This is a genomic window from Pseudomonas sp. B21-032, assembly GCF_024748965.1.
GTDB lineage: Bacteria > Pseudomonadota > Gammaproteobacteria > Pseudomonadales > Pseudomonadaceae > Aquipseudomonas.
In genome coordinates this window covers 5,129,570-5,145,917 of record NZ_CP087180.1, presented here as the reverse complement: position 1 = coordinate 5,145,917, position 16,348 = coordinate 5,129,570, and the positions used below count along the sequence as shown (strand labels likewise).

Here is a 16,348-nt window from a genome sequence, read left to right as displayed (position 1 = left end):
GTCAGTCGTCCGTGAGCAGCAGGCAGTGGGTCATGGCGCGGATCAGGTGTTTTTTCACCGTGGTCACCGATATCCCCAGGCGTTCGGCGGTAGCCACATAGCTCAGGCCTTCGAGTTGCACGGCCAGGAAGATAGAGCGCGTGCGCTCGCCCAGGCCATCGAGCATCTGGTCCACCGCCAGCAGGGTTTCGAGGATCAGCAAGCGGCTTTCCGGTGATTCGGCGACCCGCTCCGGGCGCAGCGCCAGTTCGTCCAGATAGGCCTGTTCAAGCGCCTTGCGGCGAAACTTGTCGATCATCAGCGCATGGGCGATGGCGCCCAGGTAGCTGCGCGGCTCGCGAATGGTGTCTGCATTGCGTGCATTCAATACCCGGATAAAGGTGTCCTGGGCAAGGTCGGCGGCATCGGCGGCATTGCCCAGGCGGGTACGCAGCCAGTTTTTCAACCAACCGTTATGTTCGCTGTAGAGCGCGTGCAGGGCAGCATGATCGGGAGCGGGCATGGCGGGGCAATATCGAGTAATTGATAATTAGTCGCATTATTGTGGTTTGCTGGCGCACTATGCAAGCGCTCGTGCTTGACCTGGGGCAGGGTCGGGCGAAGACTGGTCAGCTATTTGCCGAATCGACTCAGGAGGTTTCCATGACCAGCAGGGCCATTATCGTCCAGACCGGCGGTGGTTACGACAAGGTGCAGGTAGGCACCCGCGAGGCAGCCGCCCCGCAAGCCGGCGAAATCAGCGTGCGCCTGCATGCCAACTCGCTCAACTATCACGACTTTGCCGTGGTCAGCGGTATGTGGGGGCCGACTGCGCCGCGTATTCCCATGGCCGATGGCGCTGGCGTGGTGACCGCAGTGGGCACTGGCGTCAACGAGTTCGCTGTCGGTGATTCGGTGGTCAGTACGTTTTTCCCGGACTGGCTGGACGGCCAACCGTTGGTCGAAGGTTTCGCCAGCGTTCCGGGCGACGGCATCGATGGTTACGCCCGCGAACAGGTCACCGCTCGCGCGACGTCCTTTACTCATGCGCCCAAGGGCTACAGCCACGCGCAAGCGGCGACCCTGACTACCGCCGGCCTGACTGCCTGGCGTGCGCTGATGGCCGACGACTCGCTCAAGCCGGGCGATACCGTGCTGGTGCAAGGCACCGGTGGCGTGTCGATTTTCGCCCTGCAGTTCGCCAAGCTGGCGGGCGCCACGGTGATCGCCACGTCCTCCAGCGACGACAAGCTCGAACGCCTCAAGGCCCTGGGCGCCGACCACCTGATCAACTACCGCAAAACCCCGGCTTGGGGCGAGAAAGTACGCCAGCTCACCGCCAACCGCGGTGTCGATCACGTGATCGAGGTCGGTGGCCCGGCGACCCTGGAGCAGTCGATGATCGCCGCGCGTATCGGCGGGCATGTGTCGCTGATCGGCATTCTTACCGGCGTGGCGGGCAACCTGCCGCTGGTCCAGGCGCTGGTGCGGCAGATCCGCCTGCAGGGTGTGCTGGTTGGCAGCCGCGCCCAGCAGCAGGCGATGGTCCGCGCCATCGATGCCAATGGCCTGCGCCCGGTGATCGACAAGACCTTCGAGCTGGAACAGATCGTCGAGGCCTTCCGTTACCAGGAAAGCAACCAGCACTTCGGCAAGATCTGCCTGAGCATCTGAGCCCGGCGTCAGATCTGCCCCAGCAACCAGCCGCGAAATGCCGCCAATGACGGCAGCGACTGGTTGCGCGGCGGGTAGATCAGGTAATAGCTGCGCTGGCTGGCAAACGGCGCGCCGATGCTGACCAGCTCCCCGCTGGCCAGCTCGTCGGCCACCAGGATGCGCGGCACCAGGCCGATGCCGATGCCGGCGCGCACCGCCTGGATCAGGTGCGAGGTCAGCTCGAAGCTTGGCCCCAGGCGCATGCTGCGGTGCGCCAGGCCATGATGGGAAAACCACTCGCCCCAGGCGTTGGGGTTGTTGGCCACGTTGAGCAGTAATTGCTCAGGCAGGCGCGGCGGCGACCAGTCGGCCTGGCTGGCGGCAGTCTCCGGCGACAGAATCACCAGCAACTCTTCGGCATGCAGGCGATGACAGACCAGCCCGGGCACATCGGCATTGCCGACGACGATGGCGGCGTCGATGCCGCTGGTTTCGAAATCGATGGCTTCGATGCGCGAATTGATGTGCACCAGCATGCCCGGGTGCAATTTGTAGAATTCATGCAGGCGCGGCAGTAGCCACTTGGAACCGAAGGTCGGCAGGGTGGCCAGGCGCAGGCTGCCTTCGCCGGACTGATAGGCCATGGCCTGCAAGGTGGCGCTGCGAATGCGCCCAAGGGCTTCGCTCATCTCCCGTTGATACAGCCGGCCGACATCGGTCAGGCGCACCTGGCGGCCTTCGCGGCGGAACAGGGTCAGGCCCAGTTGCTGCTCCAGCGCCTGCACCTGGCGGCTCACCGCGCTTTGGGTCAGCGACAGCTCGGTGGCGGCGCGGGTATAGCTTTCATGCCGGGCGGCGGCTTCGAACGCCAGCAGCAATGACATGGACGGTGTGAGATGGCGGTAATTCATTCGTAAAAGTCATCGATAGCGGCAGAAATATCCAGTTGTCCGCAGCGTCGCGCTCCGGGATCATTGGCATATCAAGTGTCTTGAGGCTGACCTAATTATGCTCAGCCAGCAAGTGTTCCGATATTCCCGTGATTAGCCAAATTAAAGAGGCCATCCTTTGATGATCGCCCAGTTGCCGACCAGCGCCCCCGCTGGCGACTATGCCGATTTTCTCGCCGCCCTGCGCGCCAGCGGTTTCCGTGGCCAGTTCAGCGCCGACTACGCTACCCGTACGGTGCTCGCCACCGACAACTCGATCTACCAGCGCCTGCCGCAAGCGGCGGTGTTTCCGCTGGATGCCGAGGACGTCGCCCGCGTTGCTACGCTGATGGCCGAACCGCGCTTTCGCCAGATCAAGCTCACCCCGCGCGGCGGTGGCACCGGCACCAACGGCCAGTCGCTGACCGACGGCATCGTCGTCGACCTGTCGCGGCACATGAACAACATTCTCGAGATCAACGTCGAGGAGCGTTGGGTGCGGGTGCAGGCCGGGGTGGTCAAGGACCAGCTCAACGCAGCGCTCAAGCCCCACGGGCTGTTCTTCGCCCCGGAGCTGTCGACCTCCAACCGCGCCACCGTCGGCGGCATGATCAACACCGATGCCAGCGGCCAGGGCAGTTGCACCTACGGCAAGACCCGCGACCACGTGCTCGAACTGCACAGTGTGCTGCTCGGCGGCGAGCGCCTGCACAGCCTGCCGATTGATGATCAGGCGCTGGAGCAGGCTTGTGCACAAGAAGGCCGCAGCGGTGAGGTGTACCGCATGGCCCGGCAGATTCAGGAAACCCAGGCCGAACTGATCGAGACCATCTTCCCCAAGCTCAACCGCTGCCTGACCGGCTACGACCTCGCGCACCTGCGCGACGAGCAGGGCCGCTTCAACCTCAACAGCGTGCTGTGCGGTGCCGAAGGCTCGCTGGGTTACCTGGTCGAGGCCAAGCTCAATGTGCTGCCGATTCCGAAATACGCCGTGCTGGTCAACGTACGCTACAGCAGCTTCATGGATGCCCTGCGCGATGCCAATGCGCTGATGGCGCACAAGCCACTGTCGATCGAGACGGTGGACTCCAAGGTGCTGATGCTGGCGATGAAGGACATCGTCTGGCACAGCGTCGCCGAGTACTTCCCTGCCGAAGCCGAGCGCCCGACCCTGGGCATCAACCTGGTGGAGTTCTGTGGTGATGATCCGGCCGAAGTGAACGCGCGGGTGCAAGCTTTCGTCGCCCACCTGCAGGCCGATACCGGCGTCGAGCGCCTGGGTCACACCCTGGCTGAAGGCGCCGAAGCGGTGACCCGCGTCTACACCATGCGCAAGCGCTCGGTGGGCCTGCTTGGCAACGTTGAAGGCGAAGTGCGCCCGCAGCCGTTCGTGGAAGACACCGCCGTACCGCCCGAGCAACTGGCCGACTACATTGCCGATTTCCGTGCCTTGCTCGACAGCTACGGCCTGGCCTACGGCATGTTCGGCCACGTCGATGCCGGCGTGCTCCACGTGCGCCCGGCGCTGGACATGAAAGATCCGGCCCAGGCGGCGCTGGTCAAGCCGATTTCCGATGCCGTGGCGGCGCTGACCCATCGCTACGGCGGCCTGCTCTGGGGCGAACATGGCAAGGGCCTGCGTTCGGAATACGTGCCGGATTTCTTCGGTGCCCTGTACCCGGCGCTGCAATCGCTCAAGGGCGCCTTCGACCCCTACAATCAGCTCAACCCCGGCAAGATCTGCACCCCGCCGGACAGCGAACAGGGTCTGATAAAGGTCAACGAAGCACCGATGCGCGGCGACTTTGACCGGCAGATTGATGAGCGGGTGTGGCAGAGCTTTGGCAGCGCCGTGCACTGCAACGGCAACGGCGCCTGCTACAACTTCGACCCCAACGACGCCATGTGCCCATCGTGGAAAGCCACCCGCGAACGCCAGCATTCGCCCAAGGGCCGTGCCTCGCTGATCCGCGAATGGTTGCGCCTGCAGGGTGCGGCCAGCATCGATGTGCTGGCGGCGGCAAAGAACAAGACCTCCTGGCTCAAGGAGCTGCCCCAGCGCCTGCGCAACAACCAGGCCCGCTCCCGTGGCGAGGCTGACTTTTCCCACGAAGTCTACGAAGCCATGGCCGGCTGCCTGGCGTGCAAATCCTGCGCGGGGCAGTGTCCGATCAAGGTCAACGTGCCGGAGTTTCGTTCACGCTTTCTGGAGCTGTACCACGGCCGCTATCAGCGTCCGCTGCGTGACTACCTGATCGGTTCGCTGGAGTTCAGCATCCCTTACATGGCTTATGCGCCAGGCTTGTACAACGCGGTGATGGGTTCGAAGTGGGTCAGCCGCCTGCTTAAGCGCCATGTCGGCATGCTCGACAGCCCGCTGATCAGCCGCTACAACCTGCAGAACACCCTGACCCGCTGCAACGTGCGTACAGCCAGCGTGCCGGCGCTGCGCGAACTGACCCCGGCCCAGCGCGAGCGCAGCATCGTACTGGTTCAGGATGCCTTCACCCGCTACTTCGAAACACCGTTGCTGGCGTCGTTCATCGAACTGGCCCACCGTCTGGGTCACAAGGTGTTCCTCGCGCCTTACAGTGCCAACGGCAAACCCTTGCATGTCCAGGGCTTCCTCGCAGCCTTTGGCAAAGCGGCGATTCGTAACGCCACCCAGCTCAAGGCCCTGGCCGATTGCGGTGTGCCGCTGGTCGGCCTCGATCCGGCCATGACCCTGGTGTACCGCCAGGAGTACCAGAAGGTCGAAGGTCTGAGCGATTGCCCGAAGGTGCTGCTGCCGCAGGAATGGTTGATCGACGTGCTGCCTGAACAGGCTGCGGGCGCCAGCGAAACCTTCCGCCTGCTGGCCCACTGCACCGAAAAAACCAACGTGCCGGCCAGCACCCGTCAGTGGGAACAGGTATTCGCCCGCCTGGGGCTGAAGCTCGTTACTGAGGCTACCGGCTGCTGCGGCATGTCGGGTACCTATGGCCACGAAGCGCGCAATCAGGGCACCTCGCGGACCATCTTCGAGCAATCCTGGGCCGGCAAGCTGGATAAACCGGGGGAAGCATTGGCCACCGGTTATTCCTGCCGCAGCCAGGTCAAGCGCATGGCTGAGCGCCAGTTGCGTCATCCGCTGGAGGTGCTGCTGCAGTACGCCAAGGGCTGATGGCCGCTCAGGGCTCGAGGGTATCGACGCTGACGGTGATGTAGAAGAACTCGATCTGTGCCCACTGCGAGCGCTGGTTGGCCAGCGTCTCTTCGGAGGCCATGAGGACTTGGTAATTGATGCCGCTGTGTGGGTCGCGGTGGAAGTGGCGCAGCGAGTCCCACATGCAGCAGAAAAACTGCAGGCGGCCCATGCCATAAGTTTGCTGCAGGTGGGCCTCGGCCACCGCTGCTTCGGCGCCCCTGACCTTGTAGGTCGCGATCAAGGGCGCCGTCTGCCCTTCGATGTCCTGATGGCAGCCCTGGTACTGGATGCCCTTGGGGTACGCGCCCAATGTGCCGAGGAAGTCCTCGCACTTAGGTGCGGCCTGCAGCGACCCGCACAGCAGGAGCAGGGTCAGGATAATCAATGGGCGCAATGGTTTCGTCCTTGAAGTACGCCGGATCAGGCAAAGCTGATGTTGGTGCGCTGCTTGCCGTAAACAACCCGGGCGGCGGACATCAGTTGATGCGGGATTTCGACGAACGGGATATCCGAGTTGGTGATGGCGATGTCCACAAGTTGCAGCATCATCGAGTTCTTTTTGACCAGGATGACATCCGACCAGTCAGTGTTGGTCACGGCCACAGGCACGAAGTCGGAACGCTTGAGGAAGCTGCTGAGGGCTTCCAGTACACCCAGGTTCTGCTTGGTGCCTTGCAGGCTATGGCAGCAATCGTTGAGAAGCATGAAGCCATCATCGGCCAGCAGGTCCTGGTAGTACATCATGTCGCGCAGGATGTACTCGTATTGATGGTTGGCATCAATGTAGATCAGGTCGAATTTCTCGATACCGGTTCTTGGCTGGATCTCAGGAATGGCGTCGATCGTCTCGGCGCGAATGAGGGTGACGTTGGGCTTGTCGGCGAATTTGCCCTGGCATTCTTCATACAGGTTGTCCCAGGTGGCCATGTCATAAAGCGAGCCGCCATAGTAGTAATCATAGCTATCTACAGGGTCAACCCAAGGTGGCAGCTGGTCGAACGGGCTGTAGGCTTCGGTGGCCGAGGGGCTCCAGCTGTCGATCAAGACCATCTGTTCAGGGCTGAGGGCGTTATAGAGGTTCAGCGCATTTTGCCCGCGCAGGACGCCAAGCTCGGCGATGACCGGCTTTTTATTGCAGGCGTCAAACACTGCCTTGAGAACGTGGTAGAAGGTCTCGCGGTGGGTCATACAGACTTTCATGCCTGCTCCTGTTCTGTGGTGGTTGCGGCCCCCCGGAGTCGACAAGGATACGAGACGGGGCGGTCCTTCCAGGTGTTTATCGACCGCTGCGCCAATAGGATGAGCACGGTTTTGTCCGCAGCGTGTCGATGGCCGACAGGCGGGTTCAGTCAGGGTTCTGCGGGCAACAAAAAAGGCATCGGCGCAAGCGCCAGATGCCTTTTTCGTTTTGCGTATTTGGTGGAACCGGGGGGATTTGAACCCCCGTCCGCCAGTGATCCGCTGTCGGTACTACATGCTTAGCCGTGTCTATTGAGTTAATCCGCAGCCGCCCGACGGGCAGGGTGCTTTGGACGAGTTGTGTAAGTTTTAGCCGCTTCGTCCACAACGTACTGCACGGCGATCCTGTTCTGTATGACAATCACTTCGGGTTTACAGGCATCCCCTAGTGATTGCTGGAGCCGAAGCTACCAGGAGAGCGGGCTCGGCTGCTTACGCAGCGAGAGCGTAACCCTCGTAGTTTTCGTCATTGGCAACTATAGAAAGTTGCAACAGTGGATTTACGAGTTCTGTTACCAACTCGGCATGCACCTAGAGTTTCACTACCGGCGTCGAATCCTAATCGGCCCCATGTGTTGCGCTCTAGCTGTAAGCGTTTTTCAACGCTCGAGGTTCAGTATACGCCATCGGTCGGGCGACGTCGACTGCTGGTCTGACATCGCCCGGCAGACGGGTTATTGGCCGTTGCTGCCTTTCTCGGTTTTCTCCAGGCGCTCCAGAGTCTTGCTGGTAATAGCAATGCAGTCTTTCGTGTTACCCGCTGCCTGGGCAGCCTTGGCGTCCTTGACATGCTCGGCCACGGCGTTGTCCATACCTTCGGAGGTAGCTCCGGCGGTAGCCGTGGCATCTTCAATCTTCTGCAGGTTTAGGGCGCACAGGTCTTCTTCCGCAAACACAGGGGAGGCAAGCAGTGCGGCGGCAATGAACAGTCCGGAAATCGCAGTACGCTTCATGTGAATCTCCTTGGCTGGGAAGGCCTCGGGAAAGGGGGGCCTAATTTGATGGACTGCGCCGCTCTCACAAAGGTTCAGATAGCCCGTGCCCGGGTTACCCGGTCCACCAGGTACACCAGCCCGTGATAATCGATCCCGCCATGGTTCGACAGGCCGATCTCGCAGGTGCGGCTGGTGGAGATGCCTTCGCTGCAGTACTGCACCGCCTCCTTGAGGCTGCGCAGCGAATGGGCATTGAGCTGCGGGGTGGTAAAGCCCTTGTCACCGGCAAAACCGCAGCAATGGATGCCTTCGGGAATCACCACCTGCTTGCTGCAACGCCGCGCCAGGTCGATCAGCGCCTGGCTTTCACCCAGGTGCTGGGTGCTGCAGGTCACGTGTACGGCGATCGGCTCGTCCTGGGGGGTGAACTCCAGCTTGTCGACCAGGTGGGTGCGGATGAAGCGCACCGGGTCATACAGGTCCAGGCGCGTTTCGGCGAGGTCCTGGACCAGGCGCAAGGTGCACGGGCTGGTATCGCAGTAGATCGGGTCAAGGCCGCCGCGGCTGGCGTGCAGCAGGGCGTTGATCAGCTCCTGGCGCTTGTGCTCGGCCTGCTCGGCATAGCCCTTGGAAGCAAACGGCTGGCCACAGCACAGGTTGTCCTGGTTGTCCGGGAATACCACTTGATAGCCGGCCTTTTCCAGCAGGGCGCGGGTCTTGTCCAGCAACGAGGTTTGCTCGCGATCCGCCGCCGCCGGACCCATCACCCTTGAAACGCAGGCGGCCAGGTAGACGACTCGGGGCCGCGCATCGTTGCTGGCCGGGCTGAGTTGCACCGCTTTTAGCGGTTGTGGCATGGCCGGCGTCCACTGTGGTACTCGGCCGTGGCTGAGCTTACTGAGGCTGGCGCTCAGGCGACTCAGGCGCGGCGCGCCAAGCAGGCGACGGGCGCCGTTGGCGGCTTGCAAGGTAAGGCGCGCGCCACTGAGGGCGGTATGGAAATTGTCAGCCAGCCAATCGGCAGTCTTCACGTGTTCGGCAGCCTGGCCGCGCAGCTTTTTCACCAGCTCACCGGTATTGATACCCACCGGGCAGCGTTGGGCGCACAGGCCGGTGGCGGCGCAGGTGTCGATGCCTTGGTACTGGTAGTTGCGTTCCAGCTCGCGGGTATCGCTGCCAGCGCGTTTTTTCGCCTGGATATCGCGCCACATGACGATGCGCTGGCGCGGGCTCAGGGTCAGCCCCTTGGACGGGCAGACCGGCTCGCAGAAGCCGCATTCGATGCACTTGTCGACGATCTCGTCAGCCGCCGGTAGCGGCTTGAGGTTTTTCAGATGGATTTGCGGGTCTTCGCTGAGCACCACGTCCGGGTTGAGAATGCCATTGGGGTCGAGCAGGCGCTTGAGCTGCCACATCAACTGGTAGGCATCGCTGCCCCATTCCAGCTCGACAAAGGGCGCCATGTTGCGCCCGGTGCCGTGTTCGGCCTTGAGCGAGCCGCCGAATTCGACCGCCACCAGTTGCGCCACGTCGTCCATGAAGGCCTGGTAACGCGCGACCTCTTCGGCGCTGTTGAAGCCCTGGGTGAAGACGAAGTGCAGGTTGCCTTCCAGGGCATGGCCGAACAGGATCGCCTCGTCATAGTGATGTTTGTCGAACAGCGCAATCAGGCGATTGACGCCGATGGCCAGTTGCTCGACCGGGAAGGTCACGTCTTCGATGATCACCGTGGTGCCGGTCTTGCGCACCGCGCCAACGGCGGGGAAGGTGTCCTTGCGGATGGCCCAGAGCTTGGCGTTCTCCTTGGCGTCTTCGGTAAAGTCGACCTGCTTTTCCACCGGGAAGCTGGCCAGCGAGGCCATGATCTGCGCCAGTTGCTCGTGCAGCAGCGCCTGGGTTGCTGCGCGGGATTCGATCAAAAGTGCGCAGGCGCCATCGGACAGTTGCTGGACGAAGGCCGGCATCCCGGGCTTGTCCTGCACCGAGCGCAGGCTGCGTCGGTCGAGCAGTTCCACCGCCGATACCGGTTGGCTTTTGAGTACGGTAACGGCGTTGCAGCAGGTTTCTACATCCGGGAAGACGATCAGTGCCGAGGCTTTGTTCGGGTGATCGATCACCGTGTCGTAGGTCACGGCACTGATAAAGCCCAGGGTGCCCTCGGAGCCGACCAGCAGGTGGCTGAGGATATCCAGCGGCTGGTCATAGTCGATCAGGGCATTGAGCGACAGGCCGGTGGTGTTCTTCAGGCGGTACTTGTGGCGAATTCTGGCGGCTAGCTCAGTGTTGGCGCGGGTGTCCCGGGCCAGGCGCGCGAGCTTATCGAGCAGGTCGGCGTGGCTCTGTTCGAAGGCGGCGACGCTGGCCGGGTCTTCGCTGTCCAGGCGCGTGCCGTCGGCCAGCACCAGGCGCATGCCGGCCAGGGTGTGATAGGTGTTCTGCGCGGTGCCGCAGCACATGCCGCTGGCATTGTTGGCGACGATACCGCCAATCTTGCAGGCGTTGATCGAGGCAGGGTCCGGGCCGATCTTGCGCCCGAACGGGGCCAGCCAGGCATTGGCCTGGGCGCCGATCACGCCCGGTTGCAGACGGATCTGCTGGCCCTGGTGGCGAATCTCGCGGCCGTTCCAGTTATCGCCGAGCACGATCAGCACCGAATCGCTGATGGCCTGGCCGGACAGGCTGGTGCCGGCGGCGCGGAAGGTGACCGGCACGCGCTCGCGCTGGGCCAGCTTGAGCAGGGCGACCACTTCATCTTCGGATTCGACCCGTATCACCAGTTTGGGAATCAGCCGGTAGAAGCTGGCATCGGTGCCGAAAGCCAGGGTCGACAGCGGATCGTCGAAACGGCGCTCGGCGGGTATCAGGCGTGCTACCGAGTCGAGAAACGCGGCGGGCAGACTCATGCAATCTCCTCGCGGGGCCGTGGCGTCTGGTGCGCCGCGTACCCCGGTCAATCAGGCGGTGATTCGAAGGCGCGGCTATCAGGCACCCAGTTCGCGGACCAGCGAGTCGCGGGTGATTTCGCTGATCGATTTGGCGCCTGTCAGCACCATGGCCACGCGCATTTCTTTTTCGAACAGCTCCAGCAGGTTCTTCACCCCGGCTTCACCGGCGGTGGCCAGGGCGTAGAGGAATGCGCGGCCGATCAACACGGTGTCAGCGCCCAGGGCGATCATGCGCACCACGTCCAGGCCGCTGCGGATGCCGGAGTCGGCGAGAATCTTCAGATCGCCTTTGACCGCGTCGGCAATCGCCGGCAGGGCGCGGGCACTCGACAGCACGCCATCGAGCTGGCGGCCGCCGTGGTTGGAGACGACGATGCCGTCGGCGCCGAACTTCACGGCGTCCTTGGCATCTTGCGGGTCGAGGATGCCCTTGATCACCATCGGGCCTTCCCAGAATTCGCGGATCCACTCAAGGTCTTTCCAGGAAATCGACGGGTCGAAATTGGCGCCCAGCCAGCCGATGTAATCGGCCAGCCCCGTGGGGCTGCCGCGGTAGGCGGAGATGTTGCCCAAGTCATGGGGTTTGCCCAGCAGGCCGACATCCACGGCCCACTGCGGGTGGGTCATGGCCTGCCAGACGCGGCGCAGCGGCGCGTTCGGGCCGCTCATGCCGGAGTGCGCATCGCGGTAGCGGGCGCCGGGCACCGGCATGTCCACGGTGAACACCAGGGTGGTAACGCCAGCGGCCTTGGCGCGCTCCAGGGCGTTGCGCATGAAGCCGCGATCCTTGAGCACGTAGAGCTGGAACCACATCGGCCGGTCAATGGCCGGCGCCACTTCTTCGATCGGGCACACCGACACCGTCGACAGGGTGAACGGAATGCCTTTGGCCGCTGCCGCCCGCGCCGCCTGGACTTCGCCGCGGCGTGCGTACATGCCGGTCAGGCCGACCGGGGCCAGGGCCACCGGCATGCTCAGGGTTTCGTTGAACAGCTGGGTCTCGAGGCTCAGCTCGGACATGTTCTTCAATACGCGCTGGCGCAGGGCGATGCCGGCCAGGTCTTCGACGTTGTGGCGCAGCGTGTGCTCGGCGTAGGCACCGCCGTCGGCGTAGTGGAACAGGAATGGCGGCAGCTTGCGTTGGGCTGCTGCGCGGTAATCGGTAGCGGCAGAAATGATCATGGGGTCTCGCAGCGTTGGGTGAAGGGGAGCTGCCGGGCGCACCACAACGCGCCCGGCCCCTGACACTTTAGTGAACCAGCATGCCGGTCAGCCAATAAGCCTGGATCAAGGTGATCAGGCCAACGATAGTGGCGAAGAACAAGCTGTGCTTGAGTGTGAAGCGGAACAGGTCCGACTCTTTGCCGACCAGGCCGGTAGCGGCGCAGGCCACGGCGATCGACTGCGGCGAAATCATTTTGCCGGTCACGCCGCCGCTGGTGTTGGCGGCCACCAGCAGGGTGTCGTTGACCCCGATCTGGTGCGCGGTGGTGGCCTGCAGCGAGCTGAACAGGGCGTTCGACGAAGTATCGGAACCGGTCAGGAACACGCCCAGCCAGCCGAGGAACGGCGAGAAGAACGGGAACGCCGCGCCAGTGCCGGCCAGTACCAGGGCCATGGTCGACGACATGCCCGAGTAGTTGGTGACGAAGGCAAAGGCCAGGACCATGCCGATCGACAGGATCGGCCAGCGCAGTTCGAAGAAGGTCTCTTTCAAAGTGGTCAGACCAGTTTTGAAATTGATCTTCAGCACCAGCATCGAGATCAGCGCCGAGAAGAAAATCGCGGTACCGGTGGCAGAAATCGGGTCGAGCTTGAACACCGCCGGGATCGCCGTCGGGGTGGCGACGATCGGTGCGGTCTTGATCACCAGTTGGTCAAGGTGCGGGATGGCGAAGTTGAATACCCAGCTGTACATCGAGCCACCGGCGGCGAAAGCGGCCTTGAACGGCTTGAGGGTCCAGATGGTGACCAGCACGGTGAGGATCAGGAACGGCGACCAGGCTTTGAAGATCTCGCCGAAGCTGTACGGCGAAGGCTGGCTGCCACCGCTCTGTACCACAGCGGCGCCAACACTACCGGGGGCGGCGGCGAACGAACGCTTGGGCTGCCAGACCTTGAGGAACAGGGTCAGGGAAATCAGGCTGGCCAGGGCCGAGGTGATGTCCGGCAGTTCCGGGCCAATGAAGTTCGAAGTGAAGTACTGGGTCACGGCAAAGCTCAGGCCGGCCACCAGGGCGGCTGGCCAGGTCTCTTTGACGCCGCGCAGGCCGTCCATCATGAACACCAGCCAGAACGGTACAAACAGCGACAGCAAGGGCAGCTGGCGGCCGGTCATGGCGCCGATCTTGAACGCATCGATACCGGTGACCTGGCCGGCCACGATGATCGGGATGCCCAGGGCGCCGAAGGCCACAGGCGCGGTGTTGGCGATCAGGCACAGGCCGGCGGCGTACAGCGGGTTGAAGCCCAGGCCCACGAGCAGGGCGGCGGTGATCGCCACCGGGGCGCCGAAGCCTGCCGCACCTTCAAGGAAGGCGCCGAAGCAGAAACCGATCAACAGCACCTGCAGGCGCTGGTCGTCGGTAATCGACAGCACCGAGCTGCGGATCACTTCGAACTGGCCGCTCTTGACCGTCAGCTTGTACAGGAACACTGCGGCGACAATGATCCAGGCAATCGGCCACAGGCCATAGGCAAAGCCGTATCCGGCGGCGGCAAGGGCCATGTCGGCAGGCATCTGGAAAGCAAAGATCGCCACCAGGATCGACAGGCCCAGCGTGATGCTGCCAGCCACGTGACCCTTGAGGCGGAACACCGCCAGCGCGAGGAAAAAGAACACGATCGGGATGACTGCCGCGAGCGCGGACAGGCCAAGACTACCAAGCGGACTGTAAAGCTGTTGCCAGGTTTGCATATGGGGTGGCCCCTAATTGTTGTTGGTCAGGCACTGGCATTGGATAATTGGTAAGACCAATTTACAATGTCGAGGCGCTAGGTTAAAAGCCTCGAAGTGGCTGTGTCAATTTGTCCCAGGAAACTTTTCTTGGGATGGTTGAAGGGGAGCGGGCCTGAACGGCAGGGAAATTTGCTAACTGATTAGTGTCGGCGGGTCGCGGATGCGCCAGAATAGACAGCCCCGAACGCACTCGGGATTGTGGAGAGCATGTGATGGTTTTTGATCAGGTCCGCCAACGCCGTTTGTCCGACGATATCGTCGAACGGCTGGAAGGGATGATTCTTGAGGGCACCTTGACGGCCGGTCAGCGCCTGCCCGCCGAGCGTGCGCTGGCCGAGCAGTTCGGCGTGTCACGACCGTCGTTGCGCGAAGCGATCCAGAAGCTGGTGGCCAAGGGCTTGTTGGTCAGCCGCCAGGGCGGTGGTAACTATGTGGCCGAATCGCTCGGCTCGACCTTCAGTGACCCGCTGCTGCAGTTGCTCGAAAGCAACCCTGAAGCGCAGCGCGACTTGCTGGAATTCCGGCATACTCTGGAGGCATCCTGTGCCTATTATGCAGCGATCCGTGCCACTGAGCCTGACCGCCTGCGGCTCAAGGCAGCCTTCGACACCTTGCAGGATTGCTACGCCCGCGCTGATGAAGTTGACCGGGCCGAAGAGGGCGCGGCCGATGCGCGTTTTCATCTGGCAATCGCCGAAGCCAGTCATAACGCGGTGTTGTTGCACACCATTCGCGGCCTGTTCGACCTGCTCAAGCGCAACGTGGTGACCAACATCGGCGGCATGTACAAACAGCGCAGCGAAACCCGCGACATGCTCATCAGCCAGCACCGCGAGCTGTACCTGGCGATTGTCGAAGGGCGTGCCGAAGATGCACGCGAAGTCTCTAGCCGGCACATCACCTATGTGCAGGAAGTGCTCGATGAAGTGCGCCAGGAGGTTCAGCGGGTGGCACGGGCGGAGCGGCGCAGCGGGCGCTAGCAATCGTGGGGCAAACTCGCCCCTGTAGGAGCGGGCTTGCCCCGCGATGAGGGCGCTTCAGGCTGGAATCAGTCTTCTTTGCCCTTGTTGCGCACCGCGCGCTGCAACTCGCGGTCGGAATCGCGCTCGCGCTGGGTATCGCGCTTGTCGTATTCCTTCTTGCCCTTGCCCAGTGCGATTTCGCACTTGATCAAGTGCTTGCTCCAATAGATCGACAAGGCCACGCAGGTGTAGCCCTTCTGCTGGACAGCCGCATGCAGGCGTTCCAGCTCTCGACGGTTGAGCAGCAGTTTGCGGGTACGTGTCGGGTCGGCGATGACGTGAGTACTGGCGGCTGTCAGCGGCGTGATGTGGCTGCCCATCAGCCAGGCCTCACCATCCTTGAGCACCACGTAACTGTCGGTCAGGTGCGCCTTGCCGGCACGCAGACTTTTTACTTCCCAACCGGACAGGACCAATCCGGCCTCGAACTTGTGCTCGATGAAGTAATCGTGACGCGCCTTTTTATTCTGCGCGATAGTCCCTGTCGGATGTTTCTTTTGTTTAGCCATAGGGGCGGCATTATAGGCAGTCGCCGCGCTGTCGGCTATGGGTAGCGGTGCGCTTGAGCCATTGCCGTGAATCCCGGACAATGCGCGCACTTGATGCGCTCAATGGCGCCCATCGGCATTCGGGTTGCGTTTGCCGCTCAGCTTTGGAATCGACCCCTGGATGACTACCCATATTCAACGTTCGGCCCTGCTGCCATATCCCGCCCAGGCCCTGTACGACCTGGTCAATGATGTCGCGCGCTACCCGGAGTTCCTGCCCTGGTGTTCGTCCAGCACCGTGATCGAAGAAAGCGACACGCACATGCGCGCACGCCTTGAGGTAGCCAAGGGCGGGATGAGCCAGCAGTTTGTAACCAGCAATGTGCTGGTGCCGGGCCAGTCCATCGAAATGAACCTTGAAGAAGGGCCATTTTCCCAGCTGCATGGTGTCTGGGTGTTCAAGCCGTTGGGCGAGAAAGCCTGCAAGATCAGCCTCGACCTGTCGTTCGATTACGCCGGGCCATTGGTGCGTGCCACCTTGGGGCCGTTGTTCAACCAGGCCGCCAACACTCTTGTCGATGCTTTCTGCCAGCGTGCCAAGCAGCTCCATGTCTGAAGCCTTGCTGACCGTCGAGGTGGTGTATGCCGTGGCTGAGCGGCAGGTGCTGCTCAGTGTTGAGGTGCCGGCGGGTGCGACTATCAATGAAGCAGTAAAACTGTCGGGGATCGCCGCGTATTTTCCCGAGGCCGATATTCAGGCCTGCCCGGTCGGGGTCTTTGGCCGGGTGATCGCCAATCCTGAAGCGCACAAGGTTGAGGCGGGTGATCGCATTGAGCTTTATCGGCCCTTGCTGGCGGACCCGAAAGAGGTGCGCAAGCAGCGCGCAGCCAAGGTTGCTCGGGTATTCAAGAAGGCCAAGCGTTAAGCAATCCTGCGCTAAAGTATTTCGACTGGGTGTTCAGTTTACGCCCTTCTGAGGTCGAGTTGACCTAGCATTTTTACCAGTAG

General features: G+C 62.4%; 14 protein-coding genes and 1 other RNA gene. 5 read left to right on the top strand and 10 right to left on the bottom strand.

The features are described from left to right. Position 1 precedes the first annotated feature (1 nt). Positions 2–502, bottom strand: a complete 501-nt coding sequence (locus LOY54_RS23730) for a sigma-70 family RNA polymerase sigma factor (protein WP_045199783.1) — start codon at positions 500–502, stop codon at positions 2–4. A 140-nt stretch (positions 503–642) separates the two neighbouring features. Here LOY54_RS23730 and LOY54_RS23725 point away from each other — a divergent pair, with 140 nt between their 5' ends. Then, positions 643–1,653 (top strand): NAD(P)-dependent alcohol dehydrogenase, encoded by a 1,011-nt coding sequence (locus LOY54_RS23725; RefSeq protein WP_045199781.1) that lies wholly within the window; start codon positions 643–645, stop codon positions 1,651–1,653. An 8-nt stretch (positions 1,654–1,661) separates the two neighbouring features. Here the strand turns inward: LOY54_RS23725 and LOY54_RS23720 are convergent, their stop codons facing one another. Beyond that, entirely contained in the window at positions 1,662–2,546 is an 885-nt protein-coding gene (locus LOY54_RS23720) for a LysR substrate-binding domain-containing protein (RefSeq protein ID WP_258608121.1), read from the bottom strand. A gap of 160 nt (positions 2,547–2,706) precedes the next feature. On the opposite strand from LOY54_RS23720, the gene LOY54_RS23715 reads away from it, so the two are divergent. Then, positions 2,707–5,727, top strand: coding sequence for an FAD-binding and (Fe-S)-binding domain-containing protein (locus tag LOY54_RS23715; protein ID WP_258608119.1), 3,021 nt, complete (start codon positions 2,707–2,709; stop codon positions 5,725–5,727). A 7-nt stretch (positions 5,728–5,734) separates the two neighbouring features. Here LOY54_RS23715 and LOY54_RS23710 read toward each other — a convergent pair whose 3' ends face one another. From LOY54_RS23710 to LOY54_RS23680, 7 genes are all read right to left on the bottom strand, one after another. After that, the gene (locus tag LOY54_RS23710; protein ID WP_052676542.1) at positions 5,735–6,145 is read right to left on the bottom strand and encodes a DUF4952 domain-containing protein; all 411 of its coding nucleotides are present in this window, start codon (positions 6,143–6,145) and stop codon (positions 5,735–5,737) included. Between the two features lie 26 nt (positions 6,146–6,171). After that, on the bottom strand, positions 6,172–6,951 hold the full coding sequence (locus LOY54_RS23705) for a class I SAM-dependent methyltransferase (protein WP_045199772.1): 780 nt from the start codon (positions 6,949–6,951) through the stop codon (positions 6,172–6,174). Positions 6,952–7,168: 217 nt separating this feature from the next. Then, positions 7,169–7,560, bottom strand: a transfer-messenger RNA (tmRNA) gene (gene ssrA / locus LOY54_RS23700). A 104-nt stretch (positions 7,561–7,664) separates the two neighbouring features. Continuing rightward, the gene (locus LOY54_RS23695; protein ID WP_045199770.1) at positions 7,665–7,943 is read right to left on the bottom strand and encodes a hypothetical protein; all 279 of its coding nucleotides are present in this window, start codon (positions 7,941–7,943) and stop codon (positions 7,665–7,667) included. Between the two features lie 74 nt (positions 7,944–8,017). Beyond that, on the bottom strand, positions 8,018–10,828 hold the full coding sequence (locus LOY54_RS23690; RefSeq protein ID WP_258608118.1) for an FAD-binding and (Fe-S)-binding domain-containing protein: 2,811 nt from the start codon (positions 10,826–10,828) through the stop codon (positions 8,018–8,020). A 78-nt stretch (positions 10,829–10,906) separates the two neighbouring features. Further along, the gene (gene lldD / locus LOY54_RS23685) at positions 10,907–12,052 is read right to left on the bottom strand and encodes an FMN-dependent L-lactate dehydrogenase LldD (protein WP_045199765.1); all 1,146 of its coding nucleotides are present in this window, start codon (positions 12,050–12,052) and stop codon (positions 10,907–10,909) included. 67 nt (positions 12,053–12,119) lie between these two features. Next, positions 12,120–13,787 carry a lactate permease LctP family transporter gene (locus tag LOY54_RS23680; RefSeq protein WP_093379286.1) on the bottom strand — a complete coding sequence of 556 codons (1,668 nt, stop codon included), beginning with the start codon at positions 13,785–13,787 and terminating at the stop codon, positions 12,120–12,122. Positions 13,788–14,041: 254 nt separating this feature from the next. Between LOY54_RS23680 and LOY54_RS23675 the strand changes: the two genes are divergently transcribed. Further along, positions 14,042–14,809 (top strand): GntR family transcriptional regulator, encoded by a 768-nt coding sequence (locus tag LOY54_RS23675; protein ID WP_045199761.1) that lies wholly within the window; start codon positions 14,042–14,044, stop codon positions 14,807–14,809. Between the two features lie 68 nt (positions 14,810–14,877). Here LOY54_RS23675 and smpB read toward each other — a convergent pair whose 3' ends face one another. Then, a complete protein-coding gene (gene smpB, locus LOY54_RS23670; RefSeq protein ID WP_028944546.1) occupies positions 14,878–15,360 on the bottom strand; it encodes an SsrA-binding protein SmpB in 483 nt (160 codons plus the stop codon). A 160-nt stretch (positions 15,361–15,520) separates the two neighbouring features. On the opposite strand from smpB, the gene LOY54_RS23665 reads away from it, so the two are divergent. Both LOY54_RS23665 and LOY54_RS23660 read left to right on the top strand, forming a co-directional pair. Continuing rightward, a complete protein-coding gene (locus LOY54_RS23665) occupies positions 15,521–15,955 on the top strand; it encodes a type II toxin-antitoxin system RatA family toxin (RefSeq protein WP_045199756.1) in 435 nt (144 codons plus the stop codon). Next, on the top strand, positions 15,948–16,265 hold the full coding sequence (locus LOY54_RS23660) for an RnfH family protein (RefSeq protein ID WP_258608116.1): 318 nt from the start codon (positions 15,948–15,950) through the stop codon (positions 16,263–16,265). Before LOY54_RS23665 ends, LOY54_RS23660 begins: the two co-directional genes overlap by 8 nt. Positions 16,266–16,348: the final 83 nt, after the last annotated feature.

What these genes read in the sequence shown, in the direction of transcription:
- LOY54_RS23730 (WP_045199783.1), bottom strand. Translation starts at nt 502, where the DNA reads ATGCCCGCTCCCGATCATGCTGCCCTGCACGCGCTCTACAGCGAACAT.
- lldD (WP_045199765.1), bottom strand. Translation starts at nt 12,052, where the DNA reads ATGATCATTTCTGCCGCTACCGATTACCGCGCAGCAGCCCAACGCAAG.
- LOY54_RS23715 (WP_258608119.1), top strand. Translation starts at nt 2,707, where the DNA reads ATGATCGCCCAGTTGCCGACCAGCGCCCCCGCTGGCGACTATGCCGAT.
- LOY54_RS23705 (WP_045199772.1), bottom strand. Translation starts at nt 6,951, where the DNA reads ATGAAAGTCTGTATGACCCACCGCGAGACCTTCTACCACGTTCTCAAG.
- LOY54_RS23680 (WP_093379286.1), bottom strand. Translation starts at nt 13,787, where the DNA reads ATGCAAACCTGGCAACAGCTTTACAGTCCGCTTGGTAGTCTTGGCCTG.
- LOY54_RS23725 (WP_045199781.1), top strand. Translation starts at nt 643, where the DNA reads ATGACCAGCAGGGCCATTATCGTCCAGACCGGCGGTGGTTACGACAAG.
- LOY54_RS23660 (WP_258608116.1), top strand. Translation starts at nt 15,948, where the DNA reads ATGTCTGAAGCCTTGCTGACCGTCGAGGTGGTGTATGCCGTGGCTGAG.
- smpB (WP_028944546.1), bottom strand. Translation starts at nt 15,360, where the DNA reads ATGGCTAAACAAAAGAAACATCCGACAGGGACTATCGCGCAGAATAAA.
- LOY54_RS23675 (WP_045199761.1), top strand. Translation starts at nt 14,042, where the DNA reads ATGGTTTTTGATCAGGTCCGCCAACGCCGTTTGTCCGACGATATCGTC.
- LOY54_RS23665 (WP_045199756.1), top strand. Translation starts at nt 15,521, where the DNA reads ATGACTACCCATATTCAACGTTCGGCCCTGCTGCCATATCCCGCCCAG.
- LOY54_RS23695 (WP_045199770.1), bottom strand. Translation starts at nt 7,943, where the DNA reads ATGAAGCGTACTGCGATTTCCGGACTGTTCATTGCCGCCGCACTGCTT.
- LOY54_RS23720 (WP_258608121.1), bottom strand. Translation starts at nt 2,546, where the DNA reads ATGAATTACCGCCATCTCACACCGTCCATGTCATTGCTGCTGGCGTTC.
- LOY54_RS23690 (WP_258608118.1), bottom strand. Translation starts at nt 10,828, where the DNA reads ATGAGTCTGCCCGCCGCGTTTCTCGACTCGGTAGCACGCCTGATACCC.